The organism is Phenylobacterium sp. (assembly GCF_035539035.1).
Taxonomy (GTDB): Bacteria; Pseudomonadota; Alphaproteobacteria; order Caulobacterales; family Caulobacteraceae; genus Phenylobacterium.
This window is the reverse complement of record NZ_DATLJI010000007.1, coordinates 118,902-133,038: the sequence shown is the minus strand read 5'-3', so window position 1 is coordinate 133,038 and position 14,137 is coordinate 118,902. Positions and strand designations below refer to the sequence as shown.

Here is a 14,137-nt window from a genome sequence, read left to right as displayed (position 1 = left end):
AATTTCCGCGACATTATCGGGTTGCGGGTCGCGCCCGCAATCTCGATGTCAGCGTTTCAACCCCGGGGGGCGAGAGTTGCACGCCAAGGTCCGTAAAGCGCTTCTCCTGTCCGGCGTCGTCCTGATGGCCGGCACCCTGGCGCGCGCGCAGTCGCCGGATCCCCTAGGCGACCTGATCGCCAACACCCCCGCCCCCGAGGCGCCGGCCCCCGTCACCCAGCACCAGACGGTGCGCCGGCCGCTGTCGGACGCCGACGCCGCCAACTTCCGCCGCGCGGTCGATTCGGCCCGGCGAGCCGACGTGACCGGCGCGCGCACGGCGATCGCGGGCATCGACAATCCGCTGGCCCGCAAGGCCGCCACCTGGGCCCTGGTGGACGCCAACTCCGAACAGCTCAGCTTCTTCGAGGTGGACAATGCGCGGCGCGAGCTGAAGGGCTGGCCGCGGGAGAGCCGGCGGACCAACGCCGCCGAGAAGCTGCTGGAGACCTCCGGCAAGAGCCCGCACCAGATCGTCGAATGGTTCGGCGGCCGCGAGCCGCAGACCGCCCATGGCGCCCTGGCGCTGGCCTCCGCCCACCGGGCGCAGGGGCGGAACGCCGAGGCCGCCGCCCTGGTCCGTCGATGGTGGCGGGACCGGAGCTTCGAGGCCGACGTCCAGCGCAGCATGCTGGCCCGGTTCGGCGACGTCCTGACCATGGACGACCACGCCCGGCGGGCCGACATCCTGCTCTACGGGCCGCAGGGCCCGGCGACGCGCGACATCGTGGCCCTGCTGCCGGCCGACCAGCAGGCGGCGGCGCAGGCGCGGATCGCGCTGCGCGCCGGCGCCGGCAACGCCAACGACCTGCTGAACGCCCTGCCCCCCGGCGTCGCCCAGAGCCCGGGCGTGGCCTTCGAGCGCGCGGCCTTCCTGCGCCGCGGCGGGATGGACACCCTGGCCGCCGCCCAGCTTCCCTATTTCCCGAAGGAGGTCGTGACCTCCGACCAGGCCGACAAAATCTGGGACGAACGCCACCGGCTGGTGCTGGCGGCGCTGCGCAACGGCGACGCCCGCGCCGCCTACGCCGCCGCGGCCGACAGCGGCCTGCGCGAGGGGGGCGACGCGGCCGACGCGGAGTTCTACGCCGGCTGGATCGCGCTGACGAAGCTGAAGGACGCCGACCGGGCGGCCCGCCACTTCGCCGCCATCGAGCGCATCGGCTCCTCGCCGATCACCCGGGCGCGGGCCTACTACTGGCAGGGCCGCGCCGCCGAGGCCAAGGGCGACCACGCCGCGGCCCAGGAGTTCTACGCGCAAGGGGCGCAGCACTACGCCACCTTCTACGGCCAGCTCTCGGGCGAGAAGCTCGGGATGCAGCTGGTGCTGGGCCGCGACCCGCAGCTGACGCCGGCCCACCGCGCCCGCTTCGAGGGCCGCGACGAGGTGCAGGCCATGCGGCTGTTCTTCGACCAGGGCTACCGCGACCTGTTCCGGGCCTTCGCGCTGGCGCTGGACGACAGCCTGCCGACCGTCGAGGACCAGGCCCTGCTGGTGGACGCCGCCCGCGGCTACGGCGACCAGGACACCTCCATGAAGGTGGTCCGGGCGGCGGCGCAGCGCGGCATGCTGCTGCCCGAGCGGGGCTATCCGTTCCGCACCCCGCCCGCGGTGTCCAACGCGCCGGAGCCGGCGCTGGTGCTGGCCATCACCCGCCAGGAGAGCGGCTTCGACCCGCTGGTCCGCTCCGGCGTCGGGGCGCGCGGGATGATGCAGCTGATGCCGGCCACCGCCCAGATCGTGGCGCGGCGGATCGGCGTCGGCTACTCGCCCGGCATGCTGGACGAGCCGGACTACAACATGCGCCTGGGCTCCAGCTACCTGGGCCAGGTGATCGGCCAGTTCTCCGGGTCCTATGTCATGGCGACGGCCGGCTACAACGCCGGTCCCGGGCGGCCGACGCAGTGGTCGGGTTTCTGCGGCGACCCGCGCGGCGGGACCACCGACCCGATCGACTTCATCGAATGCATCCCGTTCTCGGAGACCCGCAACTACGTGATGCGGGTGATGGAGGGGATGCAGGTCTACCGGGCCAAGCTGCACGGCGGCGCCGTGCCGATCACGCTCTCGAACGACCTGAAGCGCGGCGGCTACGGCTATCCGCCGCCGGCCCAGACGCAGGTGACCAGCGCGCGGTGAGCTAGGCCGGGCGCGTCCTGAGCCAGGCCAGGACGAACAGGACGGCGAGCGCGAGGTCGACGGTGGCGAAGACGACCACCGGGGCCTCCACCTCGCCGCGGGCGTAGAGCCACCAGACCGGCAGGCCGAAGGCGAGCTTCTCGACGACCGAGGGCAGCATCAGCGGGCGATGGCGCGCGGGATCCCGGCCGATCACCAGGAAGACCAGCTGGAAGGCCAGCGCCGTGCCGACGAAGCCGTAGAAGTTCTCCGGATAGGCCATCGGGCCGCCCTGGGCCTCGATAACGTCGCGCAGGAACAGCATCGGCGTCAGGGTGATGACGCCGTAGACGCCGGCCAGCGTGAACACCCACTTCGCGAAGCTCATGGCGGCGCCCTCCCCGCCACCAGCATGGGACCGTGGGGCGAGTCCGCCAAGCCGCCGTCCAGGCGGAAGGCGCGGCGCAGGATCTCCGGCGCGAGCGCCTCGGCCGGCGGGCCATCGGCGATCACCTTGCCCTCGTGCAGGACGACGAGGCGGTCGCAGGCGCGGGCGGCGAGGCCCAGGTCGTGCAGGGTGAGGACCACGCCGGCCCCGCCCTGCGCCTCCTCGCGCAGCAGGGCCAGCGCCAGGAGCTGGGCGTCGGGGTCGAGGCCGGCGACCGGCTCGTCGGCGACCAGCAGGGGCGCGCCGGCGACCAGCAGGCGGGCGAGCAGCGCCCGGGCCCGCTCGCCGCCGGACATGTCGAGGACGCCGCGGGTCTCCAGGCCCTGCAGGCCGACGCGTGCGAGGGCGGCGAAGGCGCGGTCGCGGGCCTCCTTCGGGGGACGGTGGAAGGCGCCGAGGCTGGCCACCCGCCAGGCCGGCAGGTTCCAGCCCACCCGCCGCTCCTGGGGCAGGTAGGCGCAGAGCGCGGCGCGCTCGGCCTCGGAGAGCTGGCGGACGGGCCTGCCGCCCAGCTCCGCCCGGCCTTCGTCGAGGTGGGCGAGGCCGAGGGCGGCGCGCAGCAGGGTGGTCTTGCCGGCCCCGTTGGCCCCTACAACGCCCACCAGCTCGCCGGCCGCGACGGCGAGATCGGCGTGGTCGAGGACCACGCGCGACCCACGGCGGACCACGGCGCCGGAGAGGCTGAGCGCCGTCATCCGCGCCAGCTCCGGGCGGCGCGCCAGGCGATCAGGGCGAACAGCGGCCCGCCGAACAGGGCGGTGACGACGCCGAGCTTGAGCTCCAGGTCGGTGGGGATCAGTCGGGCGGCGAGGTCGGCGGCGACCAGCAGGCCGGCGCCGGCGAGCGCGGACGGCACGAGCACGCGGCCGGGGTCGGCCCCCGCGCCGGCGCGGACCAGGTGCGGTGCGGCGAGGCCCACGAAGCCGACGATGCCGGCCATGGCCACCGCGGCGCCGGTCAGCAGCGACGCGCCGGCCACCGCGGCGGTGCGCAGGCGCGCCATGGGCAGGCCAGACAGTGCGGCGGTCTCCTCGCCGAGCGTCAGCATGACGAGGCCGCGGGCGGCGTAGGCGCACAGCCCCGCGCCGACCGCCATGGGGACGAGCTCGCGGCCGATGTCGTCCCAGTCGCGGTTCTCCACCGAGCCGAGCAGCCAGGAGAACACCTCCTGCAGGGTGACGGGCGACGGCGAGAAGTTGAACACGAGCGAGGTGAGCGCCCCGGCGAAGGCCGACAGCGCCACGCCGAACAGGATCAGGGTCTCGGGCTCGCGGAAGCGGGCGGCGACGGCGGTGAGCAGCAGGCCGGCGGCCAGCGCCGCCGCCAGCGAGGCGGCCTCCACCGCGCCGGGCATGGCCGCGAAGCCCAGGGAGATGGCGAGCGCCGCGCCCAGCCCTGCCCCGCCCGCCACGCCCAGCACGCCGGGGTCGGCCAGGGGGTTGCGCAGCAGGCCCTGCAGGACCGCGCCGGAGAGGCCGAGCGCCGCGCCGACCACGGCGGCGGCGACGGTGCGCGGCAGGCGGATGGCGAACAGCACCTCGTGCGGGCCCGAGCCCGGCTCGGCGAACGCCTGGGCGAGCTGGGCGGCGGTGAGCTGGGTCTCGCCGAGCAGCAGGCCGGCGGCCAGGAGCGCCAGCAGGCCCGCCGCGAGCCCGATGTTGAGGCGCACGTCCCTCACCGGGGCGCCTTGGACGCCAGCAGCTCGACGGCGTCGCCGGCGCCCCAGTCGGGACAGGCGAGCATGGAGCCCGGCACGCTGGCGATGGCGCGCTCGGCGGCGACGCGGCGGAGCACCCGGTGGCGGCCGGGGCCCCAGCTGTCGCCGGCGAGCTGGAAGGTGTCGAAGAAGCCCAGCACCACGCGCTCCGGCGGATCGAGGACGAGCGCCTCCAGGGAGACGGTGTGGTAGCCGGGCCGGGTCTCGGCGTTGGCGAGGCCGGCGGCGCGCAGGACGGCGTCCACCAGGGCGCCCGGACCGGCGGTGACGCCGCTGGGGGTCAGGTAGAGGACGCGGGTCCCGTTCCACGCGCCGGCGGCGCGGGCGAGCTGGGCGTCGAGGCGGGCGACCAGGGCCTCGCCGCGGGCGGGCTGCTGCAGGGCGGCGGCGACCTTGCGGATGTTGGCGCGCAGGCCGGGGAAGTCCGTCGCCTCGTCGATCGTCACGACGCGGACCCCGCGGTCCTCGAGCCGGCGGATCAGGCGCGGGTCGCCGCCCCAGTAGCGGACGACGACGTCCGGCCGGGCGGCGAGCGCGGTCTCCAGGTCCACCCGGCGGCGCGGCAGGCCGGCGGCCAGGCTCCGCAGGCGGGAATCGGCGTCGTCGGCGCGGGTGGAGAGGCCGGCGATGGCCGCGCGCGGGCTGAGCGCCAGGACGTACTGGTCGGCGCACTGGTCGAAGGCGAGGACCCGGGGCGCGGCCTGGGCGGCTGGCGCGGCGGCGAGGCCGAGCGCCAGGGCGAGCAGGCTCAGTCGACGACGAGGCCGTGCAGCAGGCCGTCCAGGGTGACCTGCATCAGCGCCTGGTGGTCGCACCAGCCGAAGTTCGGCCGCGCGGCGAGCAGGGCCACGACCCCATGGCACGACATCCACAGGGCCTGGGCCGCGGAGTCGGCCGTCCCCGTGCGGAGCCTGCCGGACGCCGCGATCTCGCGGACCACGCCTGAGAAGATCTCGTAGCATTGTGTGGAGAGGTCGACCGTGTCCTCGGGCCAGAGCCCTGCCGATAGCGGACGCGGCGCGGCATACACAAGCTGATAGGCGTTCGGATGCTCCAGGCCCCAGCGCATGTAGGCCTCGAGCATCATCTTCACCCGCACCACCGCGTCGAGCGGTTTGCCGGCGATCTCGGAGTTGCGCTCCAGGAGCTGGCGCAGGGTGCGCTCGCAGATCTCCAGCAGGATGCAGCCCTTGTCGGGGAAGTGCATGTAGAGGGCGGTGGAGGAGACCCCGACCTCGTCGGCGATCTTGCGGATGGTGGCGCCTTCGTAGCCCTCGGCGACGAAGATGCGCTCCGCCGCCTCCAGGATCTCGGCGCGGCGCAGGTGGCCGTCGCCCTTGGCCTTGCGCGCCGAACGGCGGGCGGTGGCGGCTGAAGCAGACAAAGCGTTTCCCCCAGGTACTTTCTTTGGGGCGTAGCGGACCCCAAAACCCGGAATGTTACAACCCCGCGACACAACCGGAGCGACGCGGGGCCGCGGCCCCGCACTGGACGGAGGCGGCGCGAACCGCGTAAGGCGCGCAGCCATGAGCGCGCGCGATCCCCTGGTGGCGGAGGCGCCCGGCGTGATGCGCACGCAGGGCTGGGCCGACTACGCCCTGGTCGATTCGGGCGGCGGCCGGAAGCTGGAGCGCTACGGCCCCTACCGGGTGGTGCGGCCCGAGCCGCAGTGCCTGTGGTCGCCCAGCCTGCCGGAGAGCGCCTGGGCGGAGGCCGACGCGGTGTTCGACCCCACGAACGAGGACGAGGACGCCGGCCGCTGGCGGTTCCGCGGCAAGCCGGCCGAGGCCTGGCCGCTGGCCTGGGGCGAGGCGAGGTTCCTGGCGAGGTTCACGGCCTTCCGGCACCTGGCCTTCTTCCCGGAGCAGGCGGCGAACTGGGCCTGGCTGGACGAGCGGATCCGCGGCCACGGCGGCCAGCCCAGGGTGCTCAACCTGTTCGGCTACACCGGCGTCGCCAGCCTCGTCATGGCGGCGGCCGGCGCGCACGTGACCCATGTGGACGCGTCCAAGAAGGCGGTGGCGATGGCCCGGGAGAACGCCGAGCTCTCGGGGCTGGCCGACCGGCCGATCCGCTGGATCACCGAGGACGCGCGCAAGTACGTCGCCCGGGAGGCCCGCCGCGGCTCGCAGTACGACGGCATCATCCTGGACCCGCCGAAATACGGCCGCGGCCCCACGGGCGAGGTCTGGCGGCTGTTCGAGGACCTGCCGGAGCTCGCCGGCCTCTGCGCTGGACTGCTTTCGGAAAACGCGTCGTTCCTGATCCTCAACGCCTATGCCGAGCGGATCTCCGGGGCGGCGCTGGCGGGCCTCCTGTCGGAGAAGCTGAAGGGCCGCGGCGGCTCGATCGAATGGGGCGAGCTGGCGCTGGTCCAGGACGGCGGCGCGCGCGAGATCGGCATGAGCTTCTACGCGAGATGGGCGTCTTGAGCGCCCGGGCCATCAGTTCGCTGCAGAACCCGACGGTGAAGGCCGTGCGCGCCCTGCACATGCGCAAGGAACGCGACGACACCGGCCTGTTCGTCGCCGAGGGGCTGAAGAACGTCATCGAGGGGGTCGACACCGGGCACGCGCCCAGGATCCTGATGCACGGCCCGGACGCTGCGGCCCATCCGATGATGCGCAAGGCGGTGCAGGCGACGCAGGCCGCCGGCGGCGAGGTCATCGAGGTGACCCACGACATCCTGGCCAAGGTCTCCCGGCGGGAGAACCCGCAGGCGGTGGTGGGCGTCTTCCCGCAGGTGTTCCGGCCGCTCGTCGAGGTGGAAGCGGGGCCTGCGCAGTGCGTGGTCGCCCTGCACCGGGTGCGCGACCCCGGCAACCTCGGGACCATCGTCCGCACGGCGGACGCGGCCGGCTGCGGCGGGGTGATCCTGGTGGGGGAGTGCTGCGACCCCTATTCGGTGGAGGCGGTGCGCGCGACCATGGGCTCGGTCTTCGCCGTGCCGCTGACGCGCGCCAGCGAGGACGAGTTCGCCGCCTGGCGGACGGGCTGGACCGGCTCGGTGGTGGGCACCCTGCTCTCGGCGAGCGCCAGCCACGCCGAGGCCACCTACCGCAAGCCGGCCCTGATCCTGATGGGCAACGAGCAGCAGGGACTGACCCCCGACATGGCCGCCCTGCCCGACCTGAACGTGAAGATCCCCATGCGCGGCCGCGCCGACAGCCTGAACCTGTCGGTGGCCACGGGGATCATGATCTACGCCGCCACGGCCTAGACGCGCGCGCCGACCCGGCCGATGGTTCCGCCGGGGGTCCGTCCAGGGGTGGGCGGACGAGATCGGGGGCCACATGGACACCACGCACCGCTTCAGCCTGCTCCTTTGCCTGGCGGGATCGCTCGGCGCCTGCAGCCAGGCGCCCGAGCCGGAAGCGCCGCCGCCGCCGCCGCAGGGCCGGGTTCAGCTCGTGGCCTCCGGCGTCAGCGAGAGCCGGTTCCTGGCGCTGGACGACCTGAAGGCCGGCGACGGCGCCGCCCAGGCCACCGTGCTGATCCTCGGGGCGAGCCCGACCTCGGTGAACAAGACCTACGCGCTGGCCGTGAAGCGCGAGACCATCGACTGCGAGATCGGGCGCACCACCGCCGAGACCGCGGCCTACCACGACGCCGCCGGCAAGCTGATGCACCAGGAGGTGATCAACACCGGGCGCAGGGGCCGGCCGCTGGAGCCCACCGAGGTGGAGGCGAACGTCGCGTGCGGGGCGGCCAAGGGCGGGCGCGTCTTCGCCGGCTGGCGCTCGGCCCAGCGCGAGGTGCAGAGCCCGCCGGACGCGGTGAAGACCTCCGCCGACGCCGCCGACTTCCACACCCAGGCCTGGAAGTGCGCCGCGACGGTGCGCGGCCGCCTGCGGCCGCCGCAGCCGGAGAGCTGCGACCGGGCGGTGGCGCTGGACGGCGCGGACCTGAACGTGCGCCTCGACCACGGCTACCTCGCCCTGGTGACCGACGACCTGGCCGGGGCCAAGGCCGATTTCGACGCTGTGACCGCGGCCGATCCGAAGAACGCCGCCGCCTTCTTCGGCCGCAGCCTGATTCCGGCGATCCGGGGCAATCCCGCCGGCGGACGGGCCGACCGGGAGGCGGCGCTCGCCCTCGACCCGAAGATCTCCCAATGGGTGGAGGCCACGTACAAGGTGCAGGTGGGCGACGCCTATCGATGAGCCGCCGCCTCCCGTCGCAGGCGGCTTGAAACCGTCCGTGGTCGCCAGGATCATCACCGCCTCGCCGCCGGAGCGGCCCCATGAAGGAACCCCCATGCCGACGCGCCGACGCCTGATGGAATATGCCGCCCTGGCCGCGCCGGGCCTGGCGCTGGGCGGCGCCGCGCTCGCCCAGCCCGCCCGCAGGCCGCTGCGCATCCTGATCCTCGGCGGCACCGGCTTCATGGGACCGCACCAGGTCCGCTACGCCCTGGCCCGCGGGCACAAGCTGACCCTGTTCAACCGCGGGCGGCGGCCGCAGGACTGGCCGGCCGAGGTGGAGGAGCTGACCGGCGACCGCAACACGGGCGACCTGAAGGCGCTCGAGGGCCGCGAGTGGGACGTCTGCATCGACAACCCCACCACCCTGCCCTTCTGGGTGCGCGACGCCGGGCAGGCGCTGAAAGGCAAGGTGAAGCACTACGTCTTCTTCTCGACCATCTCGGTCTATGCCTCGAACGACAGGCCGGGCGACGAGACCGCGCCGCTGGCGCCCTATCCCGGCAAGGACCCGCTGGCCGAGACCGCCGAGACCTTCCGGGCGAACGGCGCGCTGTACGGTCCGCTGAAGGCGGCCAGCGAGCAGGAGGCGAAGCGCCAGTTCGGCGAGGCCGCGGTGACCATCGTGCGGCCCGGGCTGATCGTCGGGCCGGGCGACGAGACCGACCGCTTCACCTACTGGCCCGTGCGGCTGGCGAAGGGCGGCGAGGTCGCCGCGCCGGGAGACGGCCGCGACCCCGTGCAGTTCGTGGACGCCCGCGACCTGGCCGAATGGATCGTCCGGCTGGCGGAGACGCGGACCACCGGGACCTTCAACGGCACGGGGCCGAAGCGGCCGATCCCCATGGCCGAGATGCTGGACGTGGTCGGCAAGGCGGTGAGGTCGGACGCGAAGCTGACCTGGATCCCGGCCGACTTCCTCGCGGCGCAGAACGTGCGGATGTGGAGCGACATGCCGGTGTGGATCCCCGAACAGGGCGAGACCGCGGGCTTCCACCACCGCGACGTCAGCCGCGCGCAGGCGGCCGGGCTGACCTACCGACCGCTGGCCACGACCGCCTCCGACACCCTGGCCTGGTTCCGGACCCTGCCGGCCGAGCGGCAGGCGAAGCTGCGCGCGGGACTGACGCCGGAGCGCGAGGCGGCCCTGCTGGCGGCCTGGAAGGCGAAGGCCTAGGCGGCCGCTCCGATAGCCCTCCTCCTCGATGGAGGAGGGTTGGGTGGTGGTGTGCCCGTCGAGCTGACGGAAGTGGCGCGTATGGCGCCGAGCCCCCGAGCTCCCATCCTCGTGGCGGCCTGCGACCACCACCATCCCTACCCTTCCTCCATCGAGGAGGAAGGGGCGCGAGCCTGCGGAGGCCGCTGATCCGCCTCACGTCCCGCGGGGCTTGGCGCGGGTGGTGGGGTCGGCGCTGGCGGGGTCCTCGGGCCAGACGTGCTTGGGATAGCGGCCGCGCATGTCGGTGCGGACGTCCTTCCAGGAGCCCTTCCAGAAGCCCGGCAGGTCCTTGGTCGTCTGGATCGGCCGGTGGGCCGGCGAGAGCAGCGACAGGGTGAGCGGGACGCCGCCGACCGCGGGGTGCTCGGCGAGGCCGTAGACCTCCTGCACGCGCACCTCGACCTTCGGCCCGCCCTCGGCGGCGTAGTCGATGGCGAAGCTGCTGCCGGTGGGCGCGGTCCAGCGGGCCGGCGCCTCGGCCTCCAGCCGCCGCTGCAGGTCCCAGGGCACGAGGGTGCGGAGCGCACCGTCGAGGACGTCCGGCCGAAGGTCGGAGAGCCTGCGGACGCCGGTCAGCAGGGGCGTGAGCCACTCGTCCAGGCGGCCGGCCAGGGCGGTGTCGGAGAGGTCCGGCCAGGCGTCGTCGCGGGCCCGCAGGAAGGCGATGCGCTCGCGGAGCGACTGGGCGGCGGCGCCCCAGGGCAGGAGCTTCACGCCCTCGGCGCGGACGCGGTCGGCGAGCGCGCGGGCGATGAGCGCCGGGTCGGGACTGTCGTCCACCTGCTCCCGGACCACCAGGCGGCCGAGCCGGGTGAGTCGCTTGGCGCGGAGCCGCCCGCCGCCGCTCTCCTCCAGGCGGTCCTCGGTCGTGAGCTGGTCTGAGAAGGCCTCGAGCAGCTCGGCCTCGTCCAGGGGCGCGGCGAGCAGGATGCGGTCGCGGCGCTCGCCGCCGCCCAGTTCGGCGACGGCCAGCCAGGTCTCGCGCGCCAGCGCGTCGGTGGTCTCCAGGAAGGCGCCGCGGCCGCTGACCAGCTGGAACTCGCCCTGCGGACCGCGGGCCCGGGCGATGCGCTCCGGATAGGCGAAGGCCAGCAGCAGGCCGTCGGAGAGCGGCTCGCCCTTCCCGGCCCGGCCGGCCATGGAGGCCCAGCGGTCGGCGAGCGCCCGGGCGTCGCGGGCCCGGGGGCTGCGGTCGCGCTCCAGGCCCTCCAGGCGGGGGCGGAGGTCGGCGTCGCGGCCGCCCAGGCTCCGTTCGGTGACGAGGGCGGCGATGCGCGCGGCGCGGGCCGCCTGGCCGGTTTCGGCGGCCTTCAGGACCATGTGCGCCAGGCGGGGCGGCAGCGGGACCTCGGCCAGCGCCTGGCCGTGCGGCGTGAGCACGCCGTCGGGGGTCAGCGCCTCCAGCCGGACCAGCAGGGCGCGGGCCTCGGCGAAGGCGGCGGCGGGCGGCGGGTCGAGGAAGGCGAGGTCCGCGGCGTCCCTGGCGCCCCAGCGGGCGAGGTCGAGGGCGAGGCCCGAGAGGTCGGCGTCGAGGATCTCCGGGTCGGCGTAGGCCGGCAGGGCGCGGGTCTCGGCCTCCTCCCACAGCCGGTAGCAGACGCCGGGCTCGGTGCGGCCGGCGCGGCCGCGGCGCTGGTCGGCGGCGGCGCGGGAGACGCGGACTGTGGCCAGCCGGGTGAGGCCGGACGCGGGATCGAAGCGCGGCACGCGGGCCAGCCCGCAGTCGACCACCACGCGGACGCCCTCGATGGTCAGGCTGGTCTCGGCGATGGAGGTGGCGAGCACCACCTTGCGCCGCCCGGCCGGCGCCGGGCTGATGGCGCGGTCCTGCTCGGCGGGGCCGAGCGCGCCGTAGAGCGGGTCGATGTCCACGTCCGGGCGGCGCACGCGCTCGGCCAGACGCTCCGCGGTGCGCAGGATCTCCCCCTGCCCCGGCAGGAAGACGAGGATCGAGCCGGTCTCCTCGGCCAGCGCCTTCTCCACGGCGCGGACCACGCAGTCCTCCAGGCGCAGGCGCTCGTCGCGCCCGAGGTAGCGGGTCTCGACCGGATGGGCGCGGCCCTGGCTCTCCACCACGGGCGCGTCGCCCAGCAGGCGGGCCACGGCGGCGCCGTCGAGGGTGGCGGACATCACCAGCAGCTTGAGGTCCTCGCGCAGCAGCCCCTGGGCGTCGCGGGCCAGCGCCAGGCCGAGGTCGGCGTCGAGGCTGCGCTCGTGGAACTCGTCGAAGACCACGCAAGACACGCCCGCCAGCTCCGGGTCGGCCAGGACCATGCGGGTGAAGACGCCCTCGGTGACCACCTCGATGCGGGTGGCGGCCGAGACCTTGGACTGCATGCGCACGCGGAAGCCGACCGTGCGGCCCACCGGCTCGCCGAGCGTCCTGGCCATCCGCTCGGCGGCGGCGCGGGCGGCGAGGCGCCGCGGCTCCAGCACGATGATCTTGCCCTGCCCCATCCAGGGCTCGCCCAGCAGCTCCAGCGGGACGACCGTGGTCTTGCCCGCGCCGGGCGGCGCGACCAGCACGGCCGCCGCCCTTTCGCGCAGCCGCGACTTCAGTTCAGGCAGGATCTCGTGGACGGGGAGCATATTTTCCCCGCCATAGCCGTGGTTGGGGGTGAGGTCACGCGCGGGGCGTTGCCTAGAGGGGCGTGCCTCACTAACGTCCGCGCCAACAGTCAACCGGCGGGCGCCCCAACTTGCGCCGCGCCCAGGGGGAACGACCACATGAGCGTAGACGCCGCACCCCGCGGAAACAGGCTCCTCATCCGAAAATCCATCGAACAGGTCCAAAGGGAATCGCAGACCCACGGGCTGAAGCGCACGCTCGGCGCCTGGAACCTGGTGCTGCTGGGCATCGGCTGCATCATCGGCGCGGGCATCTACGTCATGACCGGCAACGCCGCGGCCAACTTCGCCGGCCCGGCCGTCGTCCTGTCGTTCATCGTCGCCTTCTTCGCCTGCGTCTTCGCGGGCCTCTGCTATGCGGAGCTGGCGTCCACCATGCCGGTGGCGGGCTCGGCCTACACCTATTCCTACACCACGCTCGGCGAGGTCTTCGCCTGGGTGATGGGCTGGCTGCTGGTGCTGGAGTACGGCGTCGCGGCGGCCACCGTGGCCGCCGGCTGGTCCGGCAACGTGGTCTCGCTGCTCAAGGACTTCGGGGTGGTGATTCCCACCGAGTTCACCGACAGCTTCATCCGCGCGGTCCAGCTGCCCCAGGGCGGCTTCACCTTCGAGAGCGGCGGCAGCTTCAACCTGCTGGGCGCGGCCGGCATCCTGGCCATCACCGTCCTGCTGGTGATCGGCATCTCGGAGTCGGCGACGGTCAACAACGTGATCGTCTTCATCAAGGTGGGCGTGCTGCTGCTGTTCATCGGCATGGGCGTCGCCTTCATCAACATCGACAACTGGACGCCGTTCATCCCGCCGAACGAGGGCGGCTTCACCTACGGGGTGCCCGGCATCTTCCGGGCGGCGTCGGTGATCTTCTTCGCCTATGTGGGCTTCGAGGCGGTCTCCACGGCCGCGGCGGAGGCCAAGAACCCGCAGCGCGACATCCCCATCGGGGTGCTGGGCTCGCTGATCGTCTGCACGATCATCTACATGCTGGTGGCCGCCGTGCTGACCGGCGTGGTGCCGTTCCGCCAGCTGGGCGTGTCGGCCCCGATCGCCCTGGCCGTGGACGTCATGGGCATGACCTGGTTCTCGCTGCTGATCAAAATCGGCGCGGTGGCCGGCCTCACCTCGGTGATGCTGATCCTGACCTACGGCCAGAGCCGGATCTTCTTCGCCATGGCCAAGGACGGGCTGCTGCCGCGGTTCTTCTCGGTCCTGCACGAGAAGTTCCGCACGCCCTGGATCGGCACCATCGTGCTGGGCGTGATCATCGCGTTCGCGGCCTCCATGCTGCCGATCCAGATCCTCGGCGACCTGGTGAGCCTGGGCACCGCGACGGCCTTCGCCATCGTCTGCATCAGCGTGCTGTGGCTGCGGAAGAACCGTCCGGACCTGCACCGGCCGTTCCGCGCCCCGCTCGGCGTGTTCACCCCGATCGCGGGCATCTTCTTCGCCCTGATCATGATCGCCCCGCTGGTGATGGACATCTTCGCCAAGGCGGCGTCGGGCGACCCGATCCCGGCGATCCTGCTGGGCAGCTACTTCGCCATCGGGGCGGCGCTCTACGCCTTCTACGGCTACCGCAACTCGCGGCTGGGCAACGGCCTGCCGCAGGTGGACGCCGACCAGGACGCCGGCACCGGCCCCGAGCAGGCCATCCTGCACGGGATCGAGGACGGCAAGGCCTAGGCTCCAGGCCGATGGCGACAAGGAAGGGCGGGGCCTCGGCTCCGCCCTTTTTCGTTCCGGCCCGCCAACCCTTCCAATTTGGCCG

The 14,137-nt window shown here is 73.8% G+C and carries 12 protein-coding genes; 6 read left to right on the top strand and 6 right to left on the bottom strand.

Going from position 1 to position 14,137, the window contains the following annotated elements; all coding sequences use genetic code 11:
• Positions 1 to 124 precede the first annotated feature (124 nt).
• Positions 125 to 2,179 (top strand): lytic transglycosylase domain-containing protein, encoded by a 2,055-nt coding sequence (locus tag VM685_RS01835; RefSeq protein ID WP_325458400.1) that lies wholly within the window; start codon positions 125 to 127, stop codon positions 2,177 to 2,179.
• Between the two features lies 1 nt (position 2,180).
• Here the strand turns inward: VM685_RS01835 and VM685_RS01830 are convergent, their stop codons facing one another.
• Genes VM685_RS01830 through VM685_RS01810 form a run of 5 tightly spaced genes read right to left on the bottom strand, consistent with a single transcriptional unit; the run spans position 2,181 to position 5,707 of the window.
• Entirely contained in the window at positions 2,181 to 2,546 is a 366-nt protein-coding gene (locus tag VM685_RS01830) for a hypothetical protein (protein ID WP_325458399.1), read from the bottom strand.
• Positions 2,543 to 3,301: an ABC transporter ATP-binding protein gene (locus tag VM685_RS01825; protein WP_325458398.1), complete on the bottom strand. Its 759-nt coding sequence runs from the start codon at positions 3,299 to 3,301 to the stop codon at positions 2,543 to 2,545. Before VM685_RS01825 ends, VM685_RS01830 begins: the two co-directional genes overlap by 4 nt.
• The gene (locus VM685_RS01820) at positions 3,298 to 4,275 is read right to left on the bottom strand and encodes an iron ABC transporter permease (RefSeq protein ID WP_325458431.1); all 978 of its coding nucleotides are present in this window, start codon (positions 4,273 to 4,275) and stop codon (positions 3,298 to 3,300) included. Before VM685_RS01820 ends, VM685_RS01825 begins: the two co-directional genes overlap by 4 nt.
• Before the next feature lie 5 nt (positions 4,276 to 4,280).
• Positions 4,281 to 5,138: an ABC transporter substrate-binding protein gene (locus tag VM685_RS01815; RefSeq protein WP_325458397.1), complete on the bottom strand. Its 858-nt coding sequence runs from the start codon at positions 5,136 to 5,138 to the stop codon at positions 4,281 to 4,283.
• Entirely contained in the window at positions 5,072 to 5,707 is a 636-nt protein-coding gene (locus VM685_RS01810; protein WP_325458396.1) for a TetR/AcrR family transcriptional regulator, read from the bottom strand. Before VM685_RS01810 ends, VM685_RS01815 begins: the two co-directional genes overlap by 67 nt.
• A gap of 142 nt (positions 5,708 to 5,849) precedes the next feature.
• Between VM685_RS01810 and VM685_RS01805 the strand changes: the two genes are divergently transcribed.
• The 4 genes from VM685_RS01805 to VM685_RS01790 all read left to right on the top strand — a co-directional run bounded on the left by VM685_RS01805 (position 5,850) and on the right by VM685_RS01790 (position 9,702).
• On the top strand, positions 5,850 to 6,755 hold the full coding sequence (locus VM685_RS01805; RefSeq protein ID WP_325458395.1) for a class I SAM-dependent methyltransferase: 906 nt from the start codon (positions 5,850 to 5,852) through the stop codon (positions 6,753 to 6,755).
• Positions 6,743 to 7,543: a TrmH family RNA methyltransferase gene (locus tag VM685_RS01800; RefSeq protein ID WP_414693332.1), complete on the top strand. Its 801-nt coding sequence runs from the start codon at positions 6,743 to 6,745 to the stop codon at positions 7,541 to 7,543. Before VM685_RS01805 ends, VM685_RS01800 begins: the two co-directional genes overlap by 13 nt.
• 73 nt (positions 7,544 to 7,616) lie before the next feature.
• Complete coding sequence (locus tag VM685_RS01795) at positions 7,617 to 8,486, top strand: hypothetical protein (protein ID WP_325458393.1); 870 nt, start codon at positions 7,617 to 7,619, stop codon at positions 8,484 to 8,486.
• Between the two features lie 94 nt (positions 8,487 to 8,580).
• The gene (locus tag VM685_RS01790; protein ID WP_325458392.1) at positions 8,581 to 9,702 is read left to right on the top strand and encodes an NAD-dependent epimerase/dehydratase family protein; all 1,122 of its coding nucleotides are present in this window, start codon (positions 8,581 to 8,583) and stop codon (positions 9,700 to 9,702) included.
• Positions 9,703 to 9,897: 195 nt separating this feature from the next.
• On the opposite strand, the gene hrpB is transcribed toward VM685_RS01790, so the two are convergent.
• Entirely contained in the window at positions 9,898 to 12,333 is a 2,436-nt protein-coding gene (hrpB, locus tag VM685_RS01785) for an ATP-dependent helicase HrpB (protein WP_325458391.1), read from the bottom strand.
• Between the two features lie 138 nt (positions 12,334 to 12,471).
• Between hrpB and VM685_RS01780 the strand changes: the two genes are divergently transcribed.
• Positions 12,472 to 14,052 (top strand): amino acid permease, encoded by a 1,581-nt coding sequence (locus tag VM685_RS01780; protein WP_325458390.1) that lies wholly within the window; start codon positions 12,472 to 12,474, stop codon positions 14,050 to 14,052.
• The last annotated feature ends 85 nt before the right edge of the window (positions 14,053 to 14,137 follow it).